We start from the raw sequence: 23,810 nt of genomic DNA, 5'->3' as shown, positions 1-23,810 counted from the left end.
GCCGACCCAAATAGCAGTTCCGGCACCATACGCGCTGTCAGACCAAGGTCTTACGACCATCTGCCGATTTATCTGCTCGACCCGATGCGCGCATCATCCGCCTGATACTATCTGAGGGAGGCAAACATGGGTGGCAGCGCAATCGGGAAATTCATCCGCGCAGGACTTCTTGCCGGGACCTGCCTTGCGGCGGCACCGGCGGCAGCGCAGGACGAGGATGTCGAGGCGCGGCTGGACCGGCTCGAACGGCTGGTCACACAACTGGTCGAGCGGCTCGACGCCAAGGACGGCGAACTGGATGCCCGGCAAGCCGAAACCGTTATCCAAACGCAGCAGGCGCTGGCCGAAACCCGTGATCTTCATGAGCGCCAGGAAGCACTCGCGGCGCAGATCGACGAATCGCAAAAGCAGGACGGCAAGGGCTTCCGGGTCGGCAACACGCGCGTCTCCTACGCCGGCTATGTAAAGCTGGATGCGATCACCCAGCGCACCAGTGCCGGGCAGGTGGGCTCAAGCAGTATCGTGCGCGATTTCCTCATCCCCGGCGCCATTCCGGTGGGCGGGGAGGCATCGGGGTGGGACACCGATTTCAACGCCCGCCAGAGCCGCCTTGTGTTCAAGACCGCGACCAATGTCGGGGGCGAGCATACGCTGGGCTCGCAGATCGAGCTCGACTTCATGGTCACCCCGGATGGCGATGAGCGGATTTCGAACAGCTACCAGCCGCGCCTGCGGCAAGCCTTCATCACTTATGACAACTGGCTGTTCGGCCAGGCATGGTCGACCTTCCAGAATGTCGGCGCATTGCCGGACAGCTTGGACTTCATCGGGACTACGCCGGGCACGGTGTTCGTCCGCCAGCCGATGATTCGCTATACCGCTGGCGGCTTCATGTTGGCGGCGGAGCAGCCCGAAACAACCGTGACTGCGAGCAATGGCGCGCGCGTGCTGCCCGGCGACGACACCATTCCCGACATGGTGGCGCGCTACAATTTAACCGGCGACTGGGGCTCTCTCACGGCAGCGGGCATCCTGAGGAACCTGCGTATCACCGACGATGATTTCGGTACCGGTTCGGACAGCGCGCTGGGCTATGGCCTGAGCGTCTCGGGCAGGGTCCAGCTGGGAGAGCGCGACGATTTCCGGTTCATGGGGACGGCAGGCGACGGGCTGGGCCGCTATATCGGGCTCAACATCGTCAACGATGCCGCGGTTGGCGCCAATGGCAATCTCGACCCGATCTTCACCTATTCGGGCTTCGGCGCCTTTCGCCACCAATGGTCGGACCAGCTGCGTTCGAGTGTCGCGGGGTCCTATTTCAAGGCTGACAACCCGGTCCTGCTGACCTCGGGCGCGGTCACGGACGAAAGCTGGAACGTATTGGCAAACCTGATCTATTCGCCCATCCGCCCGATCGATATCGGCATCGAGTACATGTACGCCGAGCGGACCACCGAAGACGGCCAGTCGGGCAATCTCCAGAAGGTCCAGGTCTCGACCAAATATTCGTTCTGAGGGGTATCCGCCTGCTAGACTTCCTGCTTCCGCTCCTGGTCACGCGCCCAGGCGGCGGCGCAGTTCAGTGGTCGAGGTGCGGGAGACCGGGACCGGCACCGGCGCGGTTGCCATCGGCAATCTGAACAGCGCGGTGGGCAATGGCGCGATCGCGCTGGGCAACGCAGCCTCCGCCAATGGCGCGGGCGCGGTCGCGATCGGCAGTGGCGCGGTTGCGACGATGGACGGACAGGTGGCCCTGGGCGGCAGCGACAGTACCTATACTTTCGCCGGGCTGAATTCGGCCGAAAGCGCTGCCCGCCAGTCGGGGCCGGTGTCGCTGGTGACCACCGATGCCGCGGGCAATCTGGGCGTCAGCACGCTCGATATCGGCTTGCTGCAAAGCACGGCCGGGCGGATCGGTTCGCTCGAAGGGCGGGTCGATACGCTGTTCGACCTGGCCGCCGTCGAGCGGCGCGAGACCAATCGCGGGATCGCCGCAGCGGTGGCGCTGACCCCGGCGCCGATGCCCTCCGAAGTCGGCCGGGTCAGCTATGCGGCCAACGCCTCGGTCTATCGCGGAGAGCTGGGTCTGGGCGCATCGGTGGCGGCGCGGGTCAATTCGGACACGCCGCTCGCGGTCACGATGGGCGTTTCCTACAGCGGCGGCAAAAATACCGCCGCGCGGGTCGGCGTGGCGGGCAGTTCTGATCGCTTGACCTCGGGGAGGGGCGGGCGGCTTGGGACCGGCGATGCGCCGGTCTCAAGACGCTTGCCACCGAACTGTCGCTAATCCAGCATAGGGGGCCGGGCACGGGCTTGGTACCAGCGCAGCGTGTTGCCCGGGGCTTGCGAGGAGAAGCGAAGTGCAGATCAATCGTCGAGGATTCATGGGCGCGACCGGCGCGGCCTTCAGCGGATTGCTGCTGAACGGGTGCGCGGGCCGGACCGGCTCGGCGATGACGGCGCCCACCGCTTTTGCAGATTACGGACCGCTGGTGACCGATCCGGCGGGAATGCTCGACCTGCCCCGCGGGTTTACCTACCGGCTGCTATCGAGCCTGGGCGATGCCATGGCCGATGGCGGGACGGTACCCGACAAGGCGGATGGCATGGGCTGCCTGCCGCTTGGCGGCGATGAGATCGTCCTTGTCCGCAACCATGAAATGGTCCCGGGCGACGACGCGGGCGGCCCGCTCGCCCATGGCTATGGCACACACAACGGATCGATCGTCCCCGGCGGCACGACCAATGTGGTTCTCGATGCGCGCACGCTCGAAGTGAAACGCGAATTCCGCACGCTGGCGGGCACGATCCGCAATTGTTCGGGGGGCATTACCCCATGGGGCAGCTGGCTGACCTGCGAGGAAGCGCCGACCGGCCCTGGACAGCGCTATGGCGACGGGCTCGCGCTCGATCATGGCTGGGTGTTCGAAGTCCCGGCAGCTGCGACGGGGCTGGTCGACGCGGTGCCGCTGAAGGCGATGGGCCGGTTCAACCACGAAGCTGCCTGCGTCGATCCGGCAACGGGCGTCATCTATCTGACCGAGGATCGCGGCGACAGCGTGCTTTATCGGTTTATTCCCAAGACGCCCGGACGGCTGCACGACGGCGGACAGCTGCAGGCCATGGTCGTCGATGGCCTTGCGGATACGCGCAATTGGTCGGCGCCCGATATGCCCGTCGGTACGAGCTATCCGGTCCGCTGGATCGATTGCGATAATGTCGAAGCGCCCGCGGATGATTTGCGCCACCGCTCGGCCGCGCGCGGCGCCGCGCTGATCGCCCGGGGCGAAGGTATCCACATGGGCATGGATGAACTGTTCATCTGCTCGACCAACGGCGGGCAGCGCAAGCTCGGCCAGATATTCAAGCTCGTCCCGGGGCGGGGCGGGAGCCATGACACGATCGAACTGTTCTTCGAGAGCGAGAGCGAGGACCAGTTCAATTACGGCGACAACCTCACCGTCGGCCCCAACGGCCACCTGATCGTCTGCGAAGATCAATATACCGATGTCGTGGACAACCATTTGCGCGGGATCACGCCCGATGGCCGGGCCTATACGTTCGGCCGCCTGCGGATGCAGACCGAACTGGCAGGCGGGTGTTTCTCGCCCGACGGCAAATGGTTCTTCGTCAACGCCTATTCGCCCACCCGCACGCTGGCGATCACGGGCCCCTGGGCAGTGTGAGCGGGCTGCCCAGTGGTAGCGAAGAGGGCTGAGAGACTGTTGCCTGTACCAGAAACGGCAACCTAGCCGTGTTCCGCAGCCTCTAGCGCGGCACCGGCGGCCAGCCATTTCTCCTCGGTCGCGGCCAGCGTATCGGCGGCCTCGGCGCGAGCGGTGAGCAGGTCCTGCATCTTCGCGCCGTCCTGCGTATGGTCGAGGATCAGCCGGTCGAGCTTTTCCAGCTCGGCGGTGAGCCGCGCCATCGCCTCTTCCGCCTTGGTCAGATCCGCCTTGGCCGAGCGGGCCTGCGCCGCTGTGTCCGCGCCATTGGACCCGCGTTTCTTGCCCGCCCCGCCGCGCCGGTTTTCCTTCGGTTTGCGGCCCAGGACGAAGTCGATGTAATCCTGCATGCTGCCGGCATATTCGCGCGCCGTGCCTTCATCGACCAGCACCAGCCGGTCGGCGGTCAGTTCGACCATATGACGATCATGGCTGATCAGGATGACTGCGCCGGAATAGTCGTTGAGCGCCTGGATCAGCGCCTCGCGGGCATCGACATCGAGATGGTTGGTCGGTTCGTCGAGGATCAGGAGGTGCGGCGCATCGCGCGTGATCAGCGCCAGCGCCAGCCGCGCCCGTTCCCCGCCGGACAATCTGTCCACGCGCGTCTGCGCGCGCGAACCCGAAAAGCCGAAACGGCCCAACTGCGCGCGTACTGCGCCCTGCGCCGCGCCTTCCATCGCCCGGTTCATGAGGTCGAGCGGCGTGTCTTCGCCGGCCAGTTCCTCGACCTGATACTGCGTGAAATAGCCCACTTTCAGGCGCCCGGGCGCATTGACCTCGCCCTCTGCGGGCGCAAGCTGCGATGCGAGAAGCCGCGCCAGCGTGGTCTTGCCATTGCCGTTGCGGCCAAGCAGCGCGATGCGGTCGTCCGCCTCGATGCGGAAATTGAGCCGTCGCAGGATGGGCGGCGCTTCGCCATAGCCCACTGCCGCCTGCTCGAGCGTGATCATCGGCGAACGCAGCTCTTCGGGATCGGGAAAGTCGAAGCTCAGCGTAGGGTCTTCCATCAACGCTGCGATCGGCTGCATCCGCGCCAGCATCTTGGCGCGCGATTGCGCCTGCTTGGCGGTGGAGGCACGCGCGCTGTTGCGCGCGACGTAATCCTGCAGCCGGGCGCGCTGCGCATCCTGCGAGGCCTTTGCCGCCGCCAGTTGCGCGGCGCGTTCGGCGCGCTGCTTCTCGAACGCATCGTAGCCGCCCGAGTACAGCGTCAGCTGGCCGCCCTGCAGGTGCAAGATGTGATCGACCACCTTGTTGAGCAGGTCGCGTTCATGGCTGATGACCACCAGCGTCGCGGGATAGGAGCGGAGGAAATTCTCGAGCCACAGCGTCGCTTCCAGATCGAGGTGGTTCGACGGTTCGTCCAGCAGCAGGATCTCGGGCTCGGAAAACAGCAGCGCGCCCAGCGCGATGCGCATCTTCCACCCGCCGGAAAAGCTCTCGACCGGGCGCTGCTGCATCTCTTCGTCGAAGCCCAGACCGTTGAGGATCTTGGCCGCGCGGGCAGGCGCGCTGTAGGCATCGATTGCCAGCAGGCGGTCATGCACATCGCCCATCCGGTCCATGTCAGTGCAGGTTTCCAGCTCGGCCAGCAGTTCGGCGCGTTCGGTGGCCGACGCCAGCACGACTTCCTCGGGCGTCATCGTGCCGCTGGGCGCTTCCTGCGCGATATAGCCGATCCGCGCGCGCGACGGTTTGGTGATGTCGCCGTCATCGGGTTCGATCTCGCCGATCAGCGCCTTCATCAGCGTCGACTTGCCCGCGCCGTTGCGGCCGATCAGCCCGACGCGCGCGCCCACCGGCACCGTCGCACTGGCGCGTTCGAGAATGGTCCGGCCGCCAAGCCGCACTGTGACACCGTCGATGGTAAGCATGCGCGGCCCCTTAACAGCCAATTGCGCTGTGCCCAAAGGAAATAGGGGGCGGGGAGTATGCAGCCCGCGCCCGGTGCGCTAGCGCGGGGAAATGGAGATGCAAGATCTGTTGCAGCGCTATTTCGGGACGCCCGATCTGGCCAAGGTCGACCCGGTCGCATTGCCCGCCGGGATCGATCGCATGCGCGTCGATTTCGGGCTCGAGCGCGACAGCGGTCGCCGCTTTGCGCTGTGGACGCTGCTCTATATGCTCGACGCCGCTCCCGATCTGGATGTCGCGTTCGAGGATCCGGCCGAGCGCGAGGCGGCGCGCAATATCATGGATATGATCGCCAACGCCTCACCGCCCTGACGCGGGGATCAGGCGACGCGCCTAACCGGATTGGACGCGCTGCTTTTCCAGTTTCCGGTAGATCGTCGACGGGTTCACGGCCAACTCCTTGGCGGCGCGGGTTACATTGCCGCCGTGGCGCTTCAGTGCCGCCTCGATTGCGAGGTGCTCGATCTGGGCCAAGGTCATGCCCTCGAAGGCCAGTTCGCTCTGCGGGATGACGGGTGGCGGCGCGGGCGTGCCCGAAGGCTCGGCAAAGGCCGGCTCGAACGAGGCAGGGGGCAAAGCCTCCGGAATTGCGGCGTGACCCGTCGGCACCGAGATGTCGATCTCGTCGCCTTCGCCGATCACCACCGACCGCCGCAGCGCGTTCTGGAGCTCGCGCACATTGCCAGGCCAGGAATGGGCGCGGATTTTCGCCCGGCTCGCTGCACTCAGCTGAAGCCCGGGGCGGCGTTCTTCCTGGGCGATCGATTCGGTCAGCCGGTCGGCCAGCAGGACGATGTCGTCGCCCCGATCTCGGAGCGGAGGCAGGTGGATGGGGATGACGTTGAGGCGATAGAGCAGGTCTTCGCGAAAGCGCCCCTCGGCGACTTCGCGCAAGGGATCGCGATTGGTGGCGCAGACGATGCGGACATCGACGGGTTCGGCCTGTGCCGATCCGACCCGCTGGATCATCCCGGTCTGGATGAACCGCAGGAGCTTGACCTGGAGCTTGAGCTCCATTTCGCAAATCTCGTCGAGGAACAGCGTTCCGCCATCGGCGGCCTTGGCCGCGCCGATGCGGTTCTCGATCGCTCCGGTGAAGGCGCCTTTGACATGGCCGAACAGCTCGCTCTCGAGCAGGTTTTCGGGAATGGCGCCGCAATTGATCGCGACGAAAGCCTTGTTCCGGCGGCGCGATTCAGCATGCAGCGCCTCGGCAGTCACTTCCTTGCCCGTCCCGCTCTCGCCGGTGACAAAGACGCTCGCGCGCGAATCGGCGACCTGCTCGATCGTGCGGAACACGGCGCGCATGACGGGCGACTGGCCGATAAACCCATGGAAGCGTGTGCCGTCCTCGACCGGCTTGATGACGGCCTTGGCCGGCGCGGTTTTCGATTGTTCGACTGCGGCCCGGATCGTCGCCAGCAGGCGCGTTCCCGCAATCGGCTTGACGAGGAAGTCAAAGGCCCCGAGCCGCATCGCCGCGATCGCGCGCGACAGCGAACCGTCCGCGGTGATGACGACAAAGGCGGGGGACGTCTCGTCGCGTTGCTCGAGCAGCGAAAGACCGTCCCCGTCGGGCAGTTGCAGGTCGAGCAGCGCAGCCGAAAACCGCGTGTTCGCCAGCGCATCGCGCGCTTCGGCAAGCGTGGCGGCAAGCGCCACTTCGTAACCCGCCTCTTCCAATTGGGCGGCAAAGCCGAGGGCGAGCGAGGCGCTGTCCTCGATGATCAGAATGGCGGGTTTCGACATACTTATCCCGTCAGTGCGAATTCGGCGCGCGAGCCATCGTCATTTGCGCCCACCCAGTTGAGCGCGCGGTGGTCGCCGAAATGGGTCATCGCGCCGGCCACCAGCCCATGGGCGATATGGGCGAAGGGGCGGTGCGAGGCATATTCCACGCGCAATACGTCGCCTTCGTCATGGACGGTAACCTGCGGCGGCTGCGCATCGGGATAGAGGATCCTGACCTCTTCGTGGATGTGATCCCCGACATGCGAGAGCAGTTCCTCTGCGCTGGCATAGCGGCCGACGATATCGCCATAGAGCACGGTGAAACGCTCGAAAAGATAGGCGCCGAACTGGTGGCACAGATCGGCAAATTCGGCCCCCGTCTCGCGCGAGGCGGCTTCGACCACGCGGACGGCTTCCTGCCACGGATATTGGCCAACGCGCGTGTAGGCACCGCCATGCGGCAGGCCGGCATCGGCCAACACCTTCTCGGCGAGTTCGGGCCCGCCGGCGCGGTCGAGAAAACCGACCAGTTCCGAAAAGATAATGCCTTTCACCGTAATCTCCGAATGCTGTGCTGCGATGTGAGTGCATCGATGCAAAGGCCGTGCCGGAATGAGGACAGGCGTATCGGGCGATAACGGCGTCATGATTGCCGTAATATGCAGCATTCCCTTGCAATTTGCAAAAGTCACTCTTGCATATTGCAACGATGCTTTGGCGATCTGGCTGTTCTGGAGGGTTCGCGATGCAGCACATCGCTTAATGCTCGCGGCGCTTTGCGCTGTGGCGGTCGCCGAGGACATGAGAGCCTCTTGGCTGACCGGGTAATCCGAAAGATTTGGTGGCCCGCACTGCGCTTGCAGTGCGGGCCACCCGGGGGGAAGCTATTCGACGTTGATGCTGACACTGTTGCCGATAGCGGCCGCGGTCGCGGCGGCGTTCGTGCTGGCCGCAATGTTGGCAGTGACCTTGGCGATCTGACCGGCACCGTTCCACTGGTTCAGCGAGCTGGAAACATTGCCGGCAATACCGCTGTCGAGGCTGGTCAGGGCGTAGCTATTGCCGATCGACGCCGCGGTCGCGGTGTAATCGACGGTGGATGCGATCATGCCCGTCAGATCGGCGATCATCGTACCGGAATTGCTCTGTGCTGCGGTCAGCTTGCTGCCGCCGGGCATTTCCACGGCCAGGGAATTGCCGATCGATGCTGCCGTGCTCGTGGCCTCGGCGACCATGTTCTGGATGGTAACCAGATTCGAAGTCTGACCGCCAAGATTGTTCTGATCGATCGACAGGTCGAGGAGCGCGCCGTCGGCGTTGAACGATCCGGTGTTCCCGATCGAAGCGGCGGTTTCGGTCACTTCGCTGACGGCGTTGTAGACGGTCGCAACCGAACTGGTGCCGTAGCCTTGGTTGATCTGGGCCAGATCCGCCACGACATTCGCAGCCGCATCGAGCGCATAGCTGTTGCCGATGCTCGCCGCGGTTGCATTCACGCTGGCAACCGAGTTTGCCGTAGCGCTGAGGATTGAATCCTGAGTGGCGGAATTGGACTGGTCCGTGACATAATCGGCGGTACGGGCCGTGGTGCCGACGAGACTTTCGAACGCGCTGACCAGTTCCGGGCCGCCAAGCGTCTCGAGGGCCGTCAGGATCGATCCGTCGAGCAGCTGGAAGTTGGTCCCGCCGGTCGAGCCTTCGAGCAGGCCGAGATAGACGTCGAGCAGCTCGCCGCCGCCAACTTCGACGACGGCATCGAGCACCGACTGGTCACCGAGGAGCGCGCCCGTCGAAAGATCGACATCGACTGCAACCAGCGGGTCGGGTTCGGCCGGCAGCGAGACCTGTGCGGTTGCAGGGGCTGCGGCCATGGCGAGCAGGCCCGCCGTAGTCATCAGGTAAAACTTCGTCATTTTCAGTCTCCTTCAAATTGAGTTTGCGGGCTCGCCGCTTGTTCTACGGCGTAGCTCACCGATTGAACGTTGGTTGGACAGCGGGGCGCGTCGGCGCCCCTTTGTTCGCGCATCAGGTCAATCACCGCCTTTTCGATGATCGCCCTGATCGCTCCATGCACCGGCTCCTGGCGGCGGCGTCCGACGCCGAGATCCAGGGTGGTGTTGCCGATGAATTCGAAGATGCCGGCGCGGATTTCGCGGCCGCGGATCTGTTTCTGCAGGCTGGCGACATTGACGACGCGAAGGCTGCGCGCATCGATCAGGCGCAGGTCCACACCGACCGACATGACATAGGAACGGGCTCCGCCGCCCACCGGCCCGATCGAGGCTTCGGCCACGTCGCTGCGGATGTTGAAATCCAGTTCGGTGATGCCGCCCAGGACAATCAGATCGGCTTCCGCAATCGACCCCGAATAGATCCGGCGATAGTCGTCGGTCGGCTGGCCGTCAGGGCCGAGCAGCTTGCTGTTGGCGTAATCGAGTTCCTGCAAGGCAATCCGCAGGTCCAGTCTCTCGGCAAGCGGGAAGCCTGCCTTGGCCAGCGCGGAAATCACCATGAGCGCAGCCCCCTGGGGAGCGACCGAGCCGTTCAGCCCGTCAAGCCGACCGGTGTAATCGGCAACTTCCCCCACTGCGATCCGCGGCTGTGCGATGGCGCTTGTGTGCGAAGCCATGCAGCGCAGAATGCCCGAATAGGCGGTGTCACCATCGGTAACGCGCGCGCCGCTGAGGGGCGTGATCCGCTGGGGCGGCGTGTCGGCAAAGCTTGCGCATCCCCCCAGGGTCAGGCCAGTCGCTGCCAGAGCGATAGCCCGATGAACGAGTTTCTTTCCCCCGATCATAACCTTACCCTCCCTGTCCGAGCGAGGAAGGGCTGGCCGCGACGACGGCCTTCTGATTGCCCGAGCTGGCTTGACGCGCGTTCACGACAACCGTGTTGTTGCTGCCGTGAATCGTGACGTTGATCATGTTGGCGATCGCAATCGCACGGCTATCCTGGCGGTGCCGCCGAGCGGGATTGGCCATCAGCCTACTGCCCTGCGAGGCGGAGCCCGAGATGATGACGCGGTTGTGGTTGGCATCGCGCTCGAAGGACATCGGAGCGCTCTGCGGGCGGCCGGTGTCGGATGCCTGCGCGCCTGCCAGAGCTGCTGCGTTTGCGAGAACTAGAAGTAGCATGTGTTGTCCCCATTCGAAGTGTTCGGGACTTTGCTTTTCACGACCCGTGCCAAAATCTAAAAAGATTTAGAAACAACGGTTTAATGGCAGTGCCCCGGCGGCCGACTGCATTCCGCACCTCCAGCTTTGCAAAATGCGGCAGGCACGCACTGCAGATTGCGAAACGCGCATCGTGCCAACCGCCGAAACTGTAGCCCGTCGGAGAAGCTGTCAGATTATCAGTATCTTGCCGTGACCGGCGCGGGGTGCCGGTTCCAGGCCACCCTTGTTCGATGAGCTCCGCGCCGATCTCAGCCGGGTGCGCGCCGCGCTTGGCCTTTTGCGTCGCCCCCAAAGGAAAACCGCCCCGCCCCCATCCGCATAGCGGAGGGAACGAGGCGGCCCTGCGGCGCCTGGGGTCGCAATTCAGGCGCCGGCAGCCATGGCCGGTTGCACACCGGCTTTCTTTCGGAGGGGTTCGGCACGGCGTAAAACCGCCTGCCAACCCGTGATGATTTCATCGTGCTGCTGCATGACCCCGGCGCGTGCGGCCCGGCCCATCGTCGGCAAGTCCGCACCTTTCAGCCGGATGATCGCGCAGGCGATCTCGGCGGCATTGCGCATGGGTGCGGCAACCCCGCCGCCGCTGCGAACCTGTTCGGGCAGGCCGTCGATATCGGTGACCAGCACCGGGCGGCCCGCCATGCGGGCTTCGGTTGCGACCAGGCCAGAGGCTTCGTAGCGCGACGGAACGACCACCGCGGAACAGGCCGCAAGCCGAGCGTCGATCGCATTGGTGGCAGGCAGCAGCCGAACGTTGTCACGCTCGCTGGCGAGTTCCACCAGCCGTTTCACTTCGGGGCCCGAACCGGCCAGCGTCAGCGTGACCTCGTCGGCACGGAACGAACGCATGGCTTCGATCAGTGCGGCGAAGTTCTTCTCCGGGGCCAGCCGCCCATAGGCGAGCAGGCGAAGAGGGCCGCCGCGCGGCTCGAGATCGGGAACCTTGTACAGATCGTCGCGGCCGCTCCACGGATGGATCGTGTGCAGCTTTCTAGAAGGAACGCCTGCCTCGGCAAGCCACCGGCGCTGCGCGCCCGACATGGCGATCACTTCATCGACCGGCCGTGCGGCAGTCTGCAGCAGCGTGCGGAACCGCCCCGGGGAGGACACCGCCTCCGCTTCGAAAGCGCGAGTGTAGGAATATTCGACCTGAATAATCCGGGCATGCGGGTTCTTGAGCCTGAGCGCCGCCAGATAGGGCAGCCGGCCCCATGAGGGCGGCACATGGATGACGATGAGATCGCTATCGAGCCGCACGGCGCCGGCCGGTCCGCGGCCCATGCGGATGGCCCGCGACTCGGCCTCGCGCGTCATGCGCGGGTCGTCGAACAGCGATAGCGCGTGGGTGACCACGCCGATGTCGACATCGTCGAGGAGATGGGTGATCCGGATCATGCCGTCGCCTTGGGATACGGGCGCGCGAGGCGGCGGAAACGTTCGGGGCCGGTCAGCCGGGCGAGCTTGATGGCGCCCCAGGTCACCGTCGATTTGACCGGTTCCTCGAGAAAGATCCGCGGGGCGAGGCTGGCGGCGCGGCTGATCAGATCGTTCGCCAGATCCGCATTGCCGAGCTGGACCGACCGGCGGGCAAGGTAGCGCAGCTGGTAAGCGCGGGCCGCGTCACCGTGTTCCGCCACCAGTTCGGGCGCATTGTCACGCGCGATGTCGAGCATGCGCGACCAGCTAAGGTACTGCTTGACGACATTGGCGGAAAGCGCGCCGCCAATGATCCGGCAATCGGTCAGCAACCCTTCGATGCCTTCGAAGCTGACCTCATGCAGCGAGGCAAGGCGCACCCATAACTCGATATCTTCCGACTGGCGGAAGCTTTCTTCGAACCAGCAGGTCCGGGTCCGCTCCTGCGGGTGCGGAAATGCCGCGCGGTCGAGTGCTGTCCGGCGCAGAACCGGCGCGCTGCAATTGCCGATCGGATTGCGGCACAGAATGTCGCCAGCGGCGACATCGGTCAGCTTGGGCCGCATCGCGGCCGAGATGACCGTGCCGTGCTCGTCGATCATCCGCGAGCCGGCAAAGCTCACCCCGATATGCGGGTTCGCCTGCAGATGGACGAAGTGCAGCTTCAGCTTGTCCTCGTGCCAGCGGTTATCGGGATCGAGCAGTGCGATATAGGGCGCCTGCGCTTCGGCGATGCCGGTATTGCGCGCGCCGGCGAGGCCGCGATTTTCCTGCGAAACGATGCGGATACGCGGATCGTCGAAACTGCGCGCCAGATCCATCGACCCGTCCTGCCCACCGTCGTCAACGACGATCAGTTCGAAGTCCTCGAAGGTCTGGTCGAGGACCGACTCAATGGCTTCTGCGATATAGGCCTCGACATTGTAGACGGGCATGACGACAGACATGCGGGGGGCGGTCATGGCTGGTCTCCTTGAAACTGGAGCAGGCGACAATTGCGCCGCCGCGGGTGCGGGCCCGGACGGCACTGCTCGCCAGCGCGGCGTCGGCTGCGCTCAGCGGGTAACCGGCGAGCGTTTCGTGTATGCCGCGCGGCGGATGGCCGCGTGCCTTCGCTACGGCCCGGATTGTGCGCGGAGACGCCTTGGTGGGTCTGCGAGGCGGCGAGTGGGTGAAAGGGAGGGCAAAAAGAAGGGATGGGGGCCTCGGCGTATGGTTACCGAGAATTATTCAAGGTCCGTGCCAAACCTAAAAATCACGCAATTCCGCGGTTCTGGAGCGTCGCTCAAGAACAGTTTCGCAATTTGCGAGGATACAACTTGCAAATTGCGTGACTGAATGCCGCAAATTGCGAAATGCCCTAGCTGATAAGCGTCATCGTCTTGCGGGACAGAAAAACATCTTCAATCCAGATGGACGGAGCGTCTTTGCATGGTGTTCGCCGCTGCGGGGACAACCAATTCCACGGACTCTCCATGCTCGCAGTGTTCGGCGGGCGCGGCGCCTACTGATCCCTCGCGATCAGCGCTTCGTAGAGGTCGTCGACTGCCAGCAGGCAGGCGGCGACCGCCTCGCGGAAGGCCTCGATCGATGCCTCGCCCTGCGCGCGCGCCTCGCGGTAATGCGCTAGCTCTTCGACGATTCCGACCGCCCCGATATTGAGCGATACCCCGGTCAGCGCATGCGCCGCGCGGGACAGGTCTTCCTCATCGTCGGCCTCGACCGCGGTCAGCACTTCGCCCGCATATTTGGTGATGTCCTTCTTTGCGGCATCGCGCATCCGGTCGCGATAGGCGTCGGGCAGATCGGTGAAGGTCCGGCGGAAGAGGTCGTGATCGAACCGCGCCTGGTTCTGGCGAACGTCGCGGCCCGAGATCAGCGCGGTGCGGATGGCGGTTTCGAGCGCTTCCTTCTTGACCGGCTTGGCCATGCAGGCGGTCATCCCCGCCGACAGCAACCGTTCGCGCTCCGACTGCAGGCTATGCGCGGTCACCCCAATGATCGGCGTGCGTGCGGCCGGCCCGCTGAGCCCGCGGATCGCCTGCGTGGCCTGCTCGCCATTCATGATCGGCATCATCACATCCATCAGGACGAGATCGAAACTCTGGCGCCTGATCGCCTCGACCGCGGCGGCGCCGTTTTCAACCGAGGTGACGAGGCAACCCAGATCGACGAGCATGCGCTCTGCGACATAGCGATTGCTCTCGGTATCTTCGGCCAGCAGGATGCGCGGCTGGTCGGGCAGCGCCGATGCGGTTTCCGGTGTGGGCGTGCCGACCCCTCTGGCATAGGCGACCGGTTCCGCCGCGCCATCCGAGGCCGCTTCCTCGATCAGCCGGGAGGCCAGTTCGCCGAGCTGCTCCGCCGCCTCGCGCGCGACCGACAGATCCTTCTCGCCGTCCTCGCGGACCTTCGAGCGCAGCAGTTCGAGCCCGCCGCTCAACGCCGCAAGCGGCGTGCGGATGGCATGCGCCATTTCGGAAATGAACCGGTTGCGCGCGCTGAGTGCCTCTTCCACCCGATCCTTCGCACCGGCTAGCTCCAGCTGGAGGTGCGCAAGCTCGCGCACCCTTCGCTCGGCTCGCAATTGCAGCGCCCGCACACCGCGCTCGTTCTGGCGCTCCTCGGTGATGTCGCGCATCGTCGCCATCAGATGGCCGGGACGATCCTCGGTGCCGGTCTCGCGCGTGATCGACCATCTGAGCCAGCGGGTCGCCCCCGTGTCCTGCCGGACGATGCGATGTTCATAGGCATGCGCCACCCCCGGCTCGGCCTCGCTGAAGAACGCCAGCCCCACACGCATGATCCGGTCGCGATCGAGCGGATGGAGCGTCGCGGCGAGCTTCTCGATCGTGGGTTCCTCGCCATCGGCCAGGCCCAGGATCGGTCCGGCACTTTCGGACATGGTGAACCCGCGCTCGCGTTCGCCATACAGCGTGGCCATCCGAATGGTCGACAGGGCGCCGAGCAGGAGCGCGCTTTCGATCTCGAGCTTTCGCGCCAGTTCGCTCTGGCGCAGGCTGAGGTCCTGATTGGCGCGGAAGAGCTGCTTCATCCGCTTTTCGAGCGCGGCTTCGGCATCTCTTAGCGCACGTTCGCTACGCTCCAGCCGCGTGGCAAGGATCTCGGCGCGGCGCTCGGCGGGGATGTCGTCCATCTTATCCATCGGCGATCTCGTCGAGGATGCGGGGGAGCATGTCGAGCAAATCCGCTTCGCTGGCCACGATGTGTTTGCCGTCGCGCGCGCTGTCTGCCGCTTCGGCGAGCTGGATGCTCCATTCGGCACCGCTTTGGGCGATGAATTCTGCATCGTCGCTCACCACGATATTGACGGTAGCCCCGGCATCATCCGAAGCAGTGTCGATAACCGTGAACCCCTCCGCATGCGCGATGACTTCGACGCGCACGGCGAGCGAAGCGCGCGCCAGTCTGATCGCGATAGTGCCGCGGGCGGGGGCTTGTTCCTTGTCAGGCTCGGCCGTCTGCAGGGGCAGCGTCAGCGTCATCCGCGTCCCGCCGCTTGCCGAACTTTCGGCCGCAACCGTGCCGCCCATCTGCTGGGCGAGATCGCGCGTGATCGACAGGCCCAGCCCGCTGCCCGAGGACCGCCCGAGCGTATCGGGTGCGCTGCCGGAGAATGGCTCGAAGATCGTCTTCATCCGTTCGGGATCGATCCCGCCCCCGGTATCCTCGACGCAGAATGTCCAGAGGTCGGAACCGGGTTCGGGCGCGCTGAACGAGAGGGTCACCTTGCCGAGCGGGGTGAACTTGATCGCATTGGAAACGAAATTGGCGAGCACCTGCTGGATACGCGCCGGCTGGCCGCACGCCCGGCCAACGGAACCCGCCAGCACATCGATGGCGAGGCCCTTGCGGCGGGCCAGCGGGCGAAACAGCTCGGCTACCCGCTCGACCAGCGCGGCGGGATCGAACTCCTCGTTTTGCGACACCGACTGTTCGCGCTCGGAGCGGGTCCGCTGGAGCGTCGCATCGAGCGTCTTGAGCAGCGCTTCGGAAGAATCCTCCACCAGCGTGAGTGCGCGGCTGCGCTCGCTTTCGGACCGCTCGCGGCGGATCTGGTCGATCAGGCCGAGAATACCCGAAATCGGCGTGCGGATTTCGTGCGAGATGACCGCGAGGATGTCGGTTTTGGATCGCGCTTCGGCGCGGGCCTCGTCGCGCGCGCGCAACAGCGCCTCGGCGGCTTTCTTCTGCTCGGTGATATCCTGCGCGATACCGTAGAAGCCAGCCAGCTCTTCCATATTGTCGGCATCCTGGAACACCGCCGTCCCGCGCACGATGATGGGCAGGCGGTCTCCCTCGGCACCGATCGCCAGCGTTTCGAAGGAAAATTCGGTGCGCGCTTCGATCGCCGCGGCGATTTCCGCCATGGTTTCTTCGCGCTTGCTCTCATCGATCAGCGCGGCAAGCTCCGCGAGTGGGATGGTTGGCGTCTCAACGCCCAGCTTTTCCCGCAGCCAGCCCGAAAGCGACAGTTCCATCGTGTGCGGATCAAGTGCGAAATGCCCGGCCTGCGCGCTCGACTGCGCCAGTTCGAGATAGAGCAGGTTTTCCTCGATCGCGCGTTGTGCGGTGTGCTTTTCGGTAATGTCATGGCCGATATATGCCGTCCCGAACGGCGCGCCGAGGTGATCCTCGAGCGAGATCAGGATTTCCTCGAGCCAGACTTCGCGCCCGTCGGCCAGCTTGCGCGCGATGATCCGCGGCTGCGGTCCGGGCCCCGCCGGATGACCCGTCGCTGGCGCGGACTCGGCCGACAGGCCCCATTCGCTCAGCAGCTTGACCAGTTCCTTTTCGCCGAACAGGTCGAGCGCGCCCTTGCTCGCCCGGATCAGCTGTCCCTGGTCGTCGAACAGCACCATCGCATAGCGTTCCGCCGCATTGACCAGCACGTCGAACGAATGCTGCTCGCGCGAGCGCGCCGTGGCCAGCCGGTCTTCCATCTTTTCGAAGGCATGCTCGAGCTGGCGGATCTCGTCCCTGGTCCCCGCATCCAGCGCCACGCCTTCGGTGGCCGAGACTCGGTCGATCCGCGTCGCGAGCCGGGCAATCCGCGAGGCGACAGTGCGGTGGAAGATCGCCGACAGTACCAGGCCGAGTGCAAGCGCCCCGGTCAACGCGATAAGGATGACCCGCTGCGCCAGCGACCATGCGCGCGCGCTCAGCGCCTGTTCGGGCAGCACGGTCAGCACATACCAGTCGGGGGCCTGCAACTCGCGCGCCGAAACATAGGCATCGAGCGGCTGCGCGAAGACCGTCTGGTCGTCGATCCCCGCGTTTACATAATCCCAAATGGCGCGCAGCAGCGGCTCATTCGAAGTAGCGAGGTCGACATTCGCCTCGAGCCGCCGACTGTCGTCCCCGGCCACGCCCGAGTGATGGATCAGCTTGCCGTCCCGACTGACGATGATGGTGAAGGCGTCCTCGGGCGGGGGTGTCAGCCGCCGGGTAAACTGGTCCAGCGGGATGCTGATACCCCAAGCGCCGACATGCCGATCATCGACACGGATGGGCAGCATGCACCCGGTGGTCCAATTGTCGCCCGTCTCGTCATACAGCGGGCGTTGCAGGCTGGTGCAGCGCAGCACCCCGGCGAGATTTTCTGCCGGCGAGGTAATCCGGCTGAATTCGGCGTCCTGGAAATCGAAATCGGCCGGGGCTGTGCGATAGAAGGACAATTCGTCGGGCCGCTGCGGCGCGTAGATCAGCAGGTCGTTGGCGGGCGAGAAGAAATAGAGGCTTTCGACATCGCTCGGCAGGCCATTGCTCATCTGCCGCAGCGTATCGAAGGCGGCAAGGATGGCCGCGCGGCGGTCGTCGTCCGGTTCGGGCGGGGCGAGGAAGCCGCCGATGCCGCGCAGCTGGATCGCTCCTGCGGATGCGCGGCCGCCCCACAAATCGTCACGGCTATGGAAGGCCCCGTCTGCCGCAGGGACGAAGATATCGCCGAGCGTAGTCGGGCTGCGCTGCTCCAGCTTGCGCGCCATGGTGGCGACCGCCTTTTCCTCGGTCTCGGCGATCAGCGAGATCTCGCGGCGGAGCGTATCGGCGGCGGCGGCATTGGCGATGTCGAGTTCGCGCAGTGCATTGGCGCGATCGTCGTCGATGCTGCCGGCATAGATGCTCCAGGCCATGGCACCGATGACCAGCGCGACGATCGGCAGCGCGATGAACAGGCCTCTGAGCGAGAGCGACATCGCTCAGGTTCTCGCCTATTCTTCCACGCGGCACAACGCCGTTAAGAAACGGGCGCGGCTGCGGCGCTGAGTATCGCCGCCATTCGGGACGTTCACCACGCAGCCCATCTATTCGGCCATCGTTCTTCGGACAGGTTTCGATACGCGGAGGGGACTTGCCTGCTTCGCGGGGCCTGTCCCAATCGGTTTTCAACCCTTGCTGCGCAGGGGCAGGCCCTTGCGCAAATCGTCTCGCCACCAACTCGGGCCCATTTTTTGTCAACGTTGACAGGAATGCGCTGCGCTCCTAATTTCCGCCCGCGCCAGCCCGCACCTTACAGTGGATGCGGGCGGCGAATTGGGAGAACGATACGTGGTGACGGCAACGGGGGCCGCGGCGGAAGCCGCGCAGCATTATTCTTCAAGCGATCCCGTGGATGAAGAGGCAGAGGGCCATGTGCATGCGCCAAGCCTGCCGCCCTTCGTCTTCGCGCTGTTCTTCATCTTCGGCGGGATCACCAGCCTCAACGATGTGCTGATCCCCAAGCTGAAAGAGCTGTTCACGCTCAATTACACGCAGGCGATGCTGGTCCAGTTCTGCTTCTTCGCCGCCTATCTGGTGATCGGCATTCCGGGCGCGAAGCTGGTCAAGCGGATCGGCTATATGCGCGGCGCGGTGGCGGGCCTGCTGACGATGACACTGGGCTGTCTGCTGTTCATCCCCGCCAGCACCACTGCGACCTATCCGTTGTTCCTGCTGGCGCTGTTCATTCTCGCGAGCGGGGTGGTGATCGTGCAGGTGGTGGCCAATCCGCTGATCAGCCTGCTCGGCCCGCAGAAGACCGCGCACAGCCGGCTCACTTTCGCGCAGGCATTCAATTCCTTCGGCACCTTCCTCTTCCCTCTGGTCGGTGCGGGGCTGATCCTCGGTACGCTGGCCGATGTTTCCGCAGAAGATTTCGAAGGCGCCGCGCTGGCGGCCTATCGCACAGCGGAATCGGCGATGATCGTGAAGACCTATCTCGGCATCGCGATCGCGATCACCGTGGTGGCGGGCGCGGTGTGGCTGTTCCGCAACCGGCTGGAGGGCGAAAAGCACGAACCCTCGAGCGGGCTCGCGGGCTTCGACCTGCTCAAGCGGCCGCGGTTCGGCTTTGGCGCGCTGTCGATCTTCCTCTATGTTGGCGCCGAAGTGGCGATCGGCTCGATCGTCATCAATTACCTGATGCTCGACGACGTGCTCGGCCAACCCGAAAACATCGTCGGCTGGATGGTCAGCCTGTACTGGGGCGGCGCGATGGTCGGGCGCTTCATCGGCTCCGCGCTGTTGCGCATGGTGAGCCCCGGCCTGATCCTGACCGCAGTGGCGATCGGCGCAATCACGCTGATCGCGATCTCGACCAACAGCAGCGGCACGCTGGCCGCCTACAGCTTGCTGGCGATCGGGTTGATGAATTCGATCATGTTCCCGACCATCTTCTCGCTCGCCTGCGAGCGCTTGGGCAGCCGCGCGGCGGACGGTTCGGGGATCATCAATGTGGCGATCTTCGGCGGTGCGGTGGTCCCGCTGGCCACGGGCGCGCTCGCCGACCTGACGGGCAGCCTTGCGCTGTCGCTGATACTGCCCGCATCCTGCTATGCGATAATCGCGGTGTTCGGCTTCTACGCACGGCGGCCTGCGACCGCTTAACCCGCGCAACGCTAGGCGCATTGCCTTCCGCCGGTGCGGGGGGCAGGTTGCCGCGAGATGGAGCGGCCCTTGCCCAAGATACGGACCAATCCCCTGCTGGCCGCGGTCGCGCTGGCGCATGCCGGCGGTGTGGTGGCCTATATGCCGCTGGTAACGCTGCTGCTGCCGCTCCAGGTCGAGGCGCTGGACAAATCGGCGAAGATCGACTTGCTCACCGCTGCGGTACTGATCGGTGGTGTCGCCGCGAGCGTGGCCAATATCCTCTTCGGCTGGCTGAGCGATCGATCGGTCGAGGCGGGCGGCGGGCGGCGGCGCTGGGTCGTGATCGGCCTGTGCGCGCTGGCGCTTTCCTATCCGGCATTGGCGCTGGCCCGAACACCGGCGCAATTGCTGATCGCCGTGGCGCTGGCGCAGGCGGCGATCAATGCGGTGCTCGCCCCGCTGTTCGCGATCATCGCGGAGGAAGTTCCGAGCAGCCAGAAGGGCTTGGCGGGCGGGCTACTCTCGCTCGGCAATCCGGTCGCGGCAACCTTCGCGGTCATGCTGCTGGCGGTGCCCGCACTGTCCGATATGGCGCGCTTCGCGTTGGTTCCGGTCGCTGCGGTGGTGCTGCTGCTTCCGCTGCTGGCGCTGCGCACGTGCCGCTTCGACCCTATGCCGGAACCGGTGCAAAGCTGGGACCGGCGCGATCTCCTCATCGCCTCGGGCTCGCGCCTGCTGGTCCAGCTGGCCTGCGCCACGCTGGGACTATATCTGCTCTATTACTTCCAGACGATCGTGACGGACGATCTCGATGTCGCCGCGGGGGTGGGGACGCTGCTGATGGTCTCCTACATCATTCCCCTGCCGGTAGCAGTGATCGCCGGGCGGTGGTCCGACCGTTCGGGTGTGCGCCGCCCGTTCCTGTTTGTCTCGGCAGCGGTCGGGGCGATGGGCCTGCTCGGGATGGCCGCGGCGACAGATGCCTGGCAGGGAGCGATCGCCTTCTGCGTCTTTGCTGCGGGGACGGCAGTCTTCCTGAGCCTGCATGCGACCTTTGCGATGCAATTGCTGCCCAAACCCGATCGCCGGGGCCGCGATCTGGGGCTGGTCAATCTGGCCAACACGCTGCCCTCGATGATCGGAACGCTGATCGTGTGGCAGCTGGCCACGCCCGAGGACTTCACGCTCGTGATGCTCGCCTTTGCCGTGCTGACGTTTGCCGGGGCAGTGATGATCCTGGCGGTGCGTGAGCGCCCCGCAAGCCTGGCCGCCTAATCGCGCCGGTGCCCCGCGCAGCAAGGCGCGCGCCTTGCCGCCGTCCTTACTCGGTCGGGCATTGCGCGATCACATCGGCCTCGGACAGGCTGCCGAGCGCAATCCGCGCGAGGCTGAACTGCGCCGCGTCGCTGGTCGTCAGACGGAACGGCGCGGTGATCCGCGTCATATCCGCGCCCGCCGCCCGGAAGCATTTGAGCAGTACGCCGACGGTCTGCCACTGACCCACGGGCAGCGCACCGAATTCGGCAATCGAGACATCCGCCCCGCACGATGCTCCTTCGCAGAGGACCGACATGCGCAGCGGCGCGGCAAGCGGTGCGTCGAGCCGGACCGCCGTCAGCAGCAGCACATCGCCATTGGTTTCGCGCGACAGGTCGACCGCGTCATGAGTCCCGAGTTCGACGGCGGCTCCTGCCGGATGCGCATCGATGGCGAAGCTGCGCGCGCCTTCCTGCACGTCATGGTCGGTGGCCGATATGCGCGCGCGCCCCGACAGCGCGGTCGCGGGGACGGTCGTCACGCGAAGCGAATCGCTGCCATCGGCGCGCGCAACGGTGAGCGACCACGACGAAGCCGGTACGCCCTTGTCGAAGAAGACCCCGCCGCCGCTACCATCGTCATCGACACCATTGTCTTCCGCCAGCGTCGTCCATGCCCGCGCGCCTTCGGCATAGCGGAGGCCGTAGCCGAAGGGGAACAGCGTGGGCCCGCCGTGCTGCGCGGTCGCGGGCCAGGCGGTCGGCAGCCGTCCCTGGAATTCGAAAGCGGGTTCGCCGTCCACCCCGGCGAACAGCATATCGGCAACCCCGGCGCCCTCCGACCCCGGAAGCCAGGCGACCACGAAGGCGTCGGCACTGTTCAGCGCTTCGTTCACATAGAGCGGGCGACCAGTGATCATCACCGCCACGGTCGGAATGCCTTCCGCCTTCAGCCTGCGCATGGTCTCGATCGGACGGCGCAGCTCGGGGCGCAGCTGGAGCGAGGCGATGTCGCCCTGGAATTCGGCATAGGGCGTTTCACCGAACACGACGATCGCGACATCGGGTCGCTGCTCGTACTCGCCATTGGGCGCCAGTTCGGCGCTGCCGCCGCTGGCCTCCACCGCCTGTTCGATCCCGCGCCACAGCGAAGTCGCGCCGGGGAACTGGCTGTTGTCCATGCCGGTTCCCTGCCAGCTCAGCGTCCAGCCGCCCGATTGGCGCGCGATATCGTCGGCCCCATCACCTGCAACGAGGATGTGCCCGTCCGGCTTGGCCGGCAGCACACCGTTGTTCTTGAGCATCACCAGTGATTTGCGGACCGCCTCGCGGGCCACCGCGCGGTGTTCGTCGGCACCGAGCAGCTCGTACTCTCCCGACAGCGCACGCGCGGAAGGCTTGCCCGCCTCGAACAGTCCGAGGCGCTGTTTGACGCGGAGAACGCGGGCAACCGCGTCGTCGAGCCGCGCCATCGAGATCGTGCCGTCGCGCGCCTCGGCCAGCGTACTGTTGTAGAGGCTGCGCCAGCTGTCGGGCGCCATGAACATGTCGATCCCGGCATCGACTGCCTTGGGGCAACTGGCGTTGCTGCAGCCTGCCACCTGACCATGCGCATTCCAGTCGGTGACCACCAGACCGTCGAAATTCATGCGCCCCTTGAGAACGTCGGTCACCAGTCCGCGGTGCCCCGAAAGCTTGACGCCGTTCCAGCTCGAGAAGCTGGTCATCACGGTGGCAACCCCGTTTTCCATTGCCGGCAGATAGGGCGCGCCATGGATCAGCCGCAGCTCTAGTTCGGAAATGGCGGCATCGCCCTGGTCCTTGCCGTCGGTGGTGGCGCCATCGGCAAGGAAGTGCTTGGTGCTGGCCGCGACGTGCGGGCCCGAAAGGATCGGCTTGGTCGATGGCGGTCCCTGCAGGCCGCGGATCATGCTGCCGACATAGGAGGCAACCAGCGCGGGGTCCGAGGAATAGCCTTCATAGGCGCGGCCCCAGCGGTAATCCTGCGGCACCGCGACGGTCGGGGCAAAGGTCCATTCCTGCCCGGTGACGCGGATCTCGACCGCAGTAACCTGCCCGATCCGCTCGATCAGATCGGGATCGCGCGCCGCGCCGAGCCCGACATTGTGCGGAAAGATCGTCGCGCCGACGATATTGCTATGGCCGTGCACTGCATCGGTGCCCCAGACGATCGGGATCGCGGGTTCGCCCGGTGCGGTATCCATCGAAGCGGCATAGAAAGCGTCCGCCAGCGCCAGCCATTCTTCCGCGGGGGCGAGGTCATCGCCGCCGGGCCCCGAATTGCCGCCGTTGAGCACCGAACCGAGCCGGTATTCGCGAACCTCTTCAGGAGTCACGCTGGCGATATCGGCCTGGATGATCTGACCGACCTTCTGCTCCAGCGTCATCTGAGCGAGCAGCGCCTGGACATGCGCTTCGCCTTCTTCGGTCAGGACCGTGGGAAAGGCGACTTCGGGCCATTGCTCCGGGTGGACGATGGCTTCCGGTGCCGGAGCCGTTATCGATTGGTCCGTCGCCGGTTGGGCCGACAGTGCCGACACTGCGAACGCCGCCGTGGCGGCGCCAGAAAAGATTGTTTTCGAAAGCATAAACCCCGTCCCATCATCCGGCTCTGGCCGGTACACTCGAGGCCGGGTCGCCTCTGACAACCTTGACAGAAAAGTCACACAAACGCCCGGCTTCAGTCCAAATGTGAGGCG

17 protein-coding genes are annotated in these 23,810 nt (G+C 65.3%); 6 read left to right on the top strand and 11 right to left on the bottom strand.

All coding sequences use genetic code 11. From position 1 onward, the window contains the following. Positions 1–126: 126 nt before the first annotated feature. From V6B15_RS10985 to V6B15_RS10975, 3 genes are all read left to right on the top strand, one after another. Positions 127–1,515: a DcaP family trimeric outer membrane transporter gene (locus V6B15_RS10985; RefSeq protein ID WP_334201175.1), complete on the top strand. Its 1,389-nt coding sequence runs from the start codon at positions 127–129 to the stop codon at positions 1,513–1,515. A gap of 67 nt (positions 1,516–1,582) precedes the next feature. Further along, positions 1,583–2,287 (top strand): hypothetical protein, encoded by a 705-nt coding sequence (locus V6B15_RS10980; RefSeq protein WP_334201174.1) that lies wholly within the window; start codon positions 1,583–1,585, stop codon positions 2,285–2,287. Positions 2,288–2,360: 73 nt separating this feature from the next. Then, positions 2,361–3,686 carry an alkaline phosphatase PhoX gene (locus V6B15_RS10975; RefSeq protein WP_334201173.1) on the top strand — a complete coding sequence of 442 codons (1,326 nt, stop codon included), beginning with the start codon at positions 2,361–2,363 and terminating at the stop codon, positions 3,684–3,686. 62 nt (positions 3,687–3,748) lie between these two features. Here the strand turns inward: V6B15_RS10975 and V6B15_RS10970 are convergent, their stop codons facing one another. Further along, positions 3,749–5,602 (bottom strand): ABC-F family ATP-binding cassette domain-containing protein, encoded by a 1,854-nt coding sequence (locus tag V6B15_RS10970; RefSeq protein ID WP_334201172.1) that lies wholly within the window; start codon positions 5,600–5,602, stop codon positions 3,749–3,751. Positions 5,603–5,693: 91 nt separating this feature from the next. Between V6B15_RS10970 and V6B15_RS10965 the strand changes: the two genes are divergently transcribed. Then, entirely contained in the window at positions 5,694–5,954 is a 261-nt protein-coding gene (locus V6B15_RS10965) for a hypothetical protein (protein ID WP_334201171.1), read from the top strand. Between the two features lie 21 nt (positions 5,955–5,975). On the opposite strand, the gene V6B15_RS10960 is transcribed toward V6B15_RS10965, so the two are convergent. The 9 genes from V6B15_RS10960 to V6B15_RS10920 all read right to left on the bottom strand — a co-directional run bounded on the left by V6B15_RS10960 (position 5,976) and on the right by V6B15_RS10920 (position 18,183). Continuing rightward, positions 5,976–7,391: a sigma-54-dependent transcriptional regulator gene (locus tag V6B15_RS10960; RefSeq protein ID WP_334201170.1), complete on the bottom strand. Its 1,416-nt coding sequence runs from the start codon at positions 7,389–7,391 to the stop codon at positions 5,976–5,978. 2 nt (positions 7,392–7,393) lie between these two features. Then, complete coding sequence (locus tag V6B15_RS10955) at positions 7,394–7,927, bottom strand: heme NO-binding domain-containing protein (protein WP_334201169.1); 534 nt, start codon at positions 7,925–7,927, stop codon at positions 7,394–7,396. Positions 7,928–8,257: 330 nt separating this feature from the next. Next, the gene (locus V6B15_RS10950; protein WP_334201168.1) at positions 8,258–9,286 is read right to left on the bottom strand and encodes a hypothetical protein; all 1,029 of its coding nucleotides are present in this window, start codon (positions 9,284–9,286) and stop codon (positions 8,258–8,260) included. A gap of 2 nt (positions 9,287–9,288) precedes the next feature. Next, positions 9,289–10,170, bottom strand: coding sequence for a CsgG/HfaB family protein (locus tag V6B15_RS10945; protein ID WP_320180942.1), 882 nt, complete (start codon positions 10,168–10,170; stop codon positions 9,289–9,291). Between the two features lie 4 nt (positions 10,171–10,174). Next, positions 10,175–10,507, bottom strand: a complete 333-nt coding sequence (locus V6B15_RS10940; RefSeq protein WP_334201167.1) for a hypothetical protein — start codon at positions 10,505–10,507, stop codon at positions 10,175–10,177. A 405-nt stretch (positions 10,508–10,912) separates the two neighbouring features. Then, positions 10,913–11,944: a glycosyltransferase family 4 protein gene (locus V6B15_RS10935; RefSeq protein WP_334201166.1), complete on the bottom strand. Its 1,032-nt coding sequence runs from the start codon at positions 11,942–11,944 to the stop codon at positions 10,913–10,915. Beyond that, a complete protein-coding gene (locus V6B15_RS10930; RefSeq protein ID WP_334201165.1) occupies positions 11,941–12,927 on the bottom strand; it encodes a glycosyltransferase family 2 protein in 987 nt (328 codons plus the stop codon). Before V6B15_RS10930 ends, V6B15_RS10935 begins: the two co-directional genes overlap by 4 nt. 542 nt (positions 12,928–13,469) lie before the next feature. Next, positions 13,470–15,131 (bottom strand): response regulator, encoded by a 1,662-nt coding sequence (locus V6B15_RS10925; RefSeq protein WP_334201164.1) that lies wholly within the window; start codon positions 15,129–15,131, stop codon positions 13,470–13,472. Beyond that, the gene (locus tag V6B15_RS10920) at positions 15,124–18,183 is read right to left on the bottom strand and encodes an ATP-binding protein (RefSeq protein WP_334201163.1); all 3,060 of its coding nucleotides are present in this window, start codon (positions 18,181–18,183) and stop codon (positions 15,124–15,126) included. The genes V6B15_RS10925 and V6B15_RS10920 overlap by 8 nt, the downstream gene beginning before the upstream one ends. Positions 18,184–18,538: 355 nt before the next feature. Here V6B15_RS10920 and V6B15_RS10915 point away from each other — a divergent pair, with 355 nt between their 5' ends. Both V6B15_RS10915 and V6B15_RS10910 read left to right on the top strand, forming a co-directional pair. Further along, positions 18,539–19,852 (top strand): sugar MFS transporter, encoded by a 1,314-nt coding sequence (locus V6B15_RS10915; RefSeq protein ID WP_442969024.1) that lies wholly within the window; start codon positions 18,539–18,541, stop codon positions 19,850–19,852. Between the two features lie 69 nt (positions 19,853–19,921). Further along, positions 19,922–21,109, top strand: coding sequence for an MFS transporter (locus V6B15_RS10910; protein WP_334201162.1), 1,188 nt, complete (start codon positions 19,922–19,924; stop codon positions 21,107–21,109). A gap of 46 nt (positions 21,110–21,155) precedes the next feature. On the opposite strand, the gene V6B15_RS10905 is transcribed toward V6B15_RS10910, so the two are convergent. Beyond that, complete coding sequence (locus tag V6B15_RS10905; protein ID WP_334201161.1) at positions 21,156–23,699, bottom strand: glycoside hydrolase family 3 protein; 2,544 nt, start codon at positions 23,697–23,699, stop codon at positions 21,156–21,158. Positions 23,700–23,810 lie beyond the last annotated feature (111 nt).

It is taken from the genome of Qipengyuania sp. Mu-71 (assembly GCF_036867055.1).
GTDB lineage: Bacteria > Pseudomonadota > Alphaproteobacteria > Sphingomonadales > Sphingomonadaceae > Qipengyuania > Qipengyuania profunda.
The sequence above is the reverse complement of the archived record's forward strand: the minus strand, read 5'-3'. Positions and strand labels throughout refer to the sequence as shown.

What these genes read in the sequence shown, in the direction of transcription:
- V6B15_RS10960 (WP_334201170.1), bottom strand. Translation starts at nt 7,391, where the DNA reads ATGTCGAAACCCGCCATTCTGATCATCGAGGACAGCGCCTCGCTCGCC.
- V6B15_RS10940 (WP_334201167.1), bottom strand. Translation starts at nt 10,507, where the DNA reads ATGCTACTTCTAGTTCTCGCAAACGCAGCAGCTCTGGCAGGCGCGCAG.
- V6B15_RS10930 (WP_334201165.1), bottom strand. Translation starts at nt 12,927, where the DNA reads ATGACCGCCCCCCGCATGTCTGTCGTCATGCCCGTCTACAATGTCGAG.
- V6B15_RS10935 (WP_334201166.1), bottom strand. Translation starts at nt 11,944, where the DNA reads ATGATCCGGATCACCCATCTCCTCGACGATGTCGACATCGGCGTGGTC.
- V6B15_RS10950 (WP_334201168.1), bottom strand. Translation starts at nt 9,286, where the DNA reads ATGACGAAGTTTTACCTGATGACTACGGCGGGCCTGCTCGCCATGGCC.
- V6B15_RS10970 (WP_334201172.1), bottom strand. Translation starts at nt 5,602, where the DNA reads ATGCTTACCATCGACGGTGTCACAGTGCGGCTTGGCGGCCGGACCATT.
- V6B15_RS10945 (WP_320180942.1), bottom strand. Translation starts at nt 10,170, where the DNA reads ATGATCGGGGGAAAGAAACTCGTTCATCGGGCTATCGCTCTGGCAGCG.
- V6B15_RS10925 (WP_334201164.1), bottom strand. Translation starts at nt 15,131, where the DNA reads ATGGATAAGATGGACGACATCCCCGCCGAGCGCCGCGCCGAGATCCTT.
- V6B15_RS10920 (WP_334201163.1), bottom strand. Translation starts at nt 18,183, where the DNA reads ATGTCGCTCTCGCTCAGAGGCCTGTTCATCGCGCTGCCGATCGTCGCG.
- V6B15_RS10985 (WP_334201175.1), top strand. Translation starts at nt 127, where the DNA reads ATGGGTGGCAGCGCAATCGGGAAATTCATCCGCGCAGGACTTCTTGCC.
- V6B15_RS10905 (WP_334201161.1), bottom strand. Translation starts at nt 23,699, where the DNA reads ATGCTTTCGAAAACAATCTTTTCTGGCGCCGCCACGGCGGCGTTCGCA.
- V6B15_RS10965 (WP_334201171.1), top strand. Translation starts at nt 5,694, where the DNA reads ATGGAGATGCAAGATCTGTTGCAGCGCTATTTCGGGACGCCCGATCTG.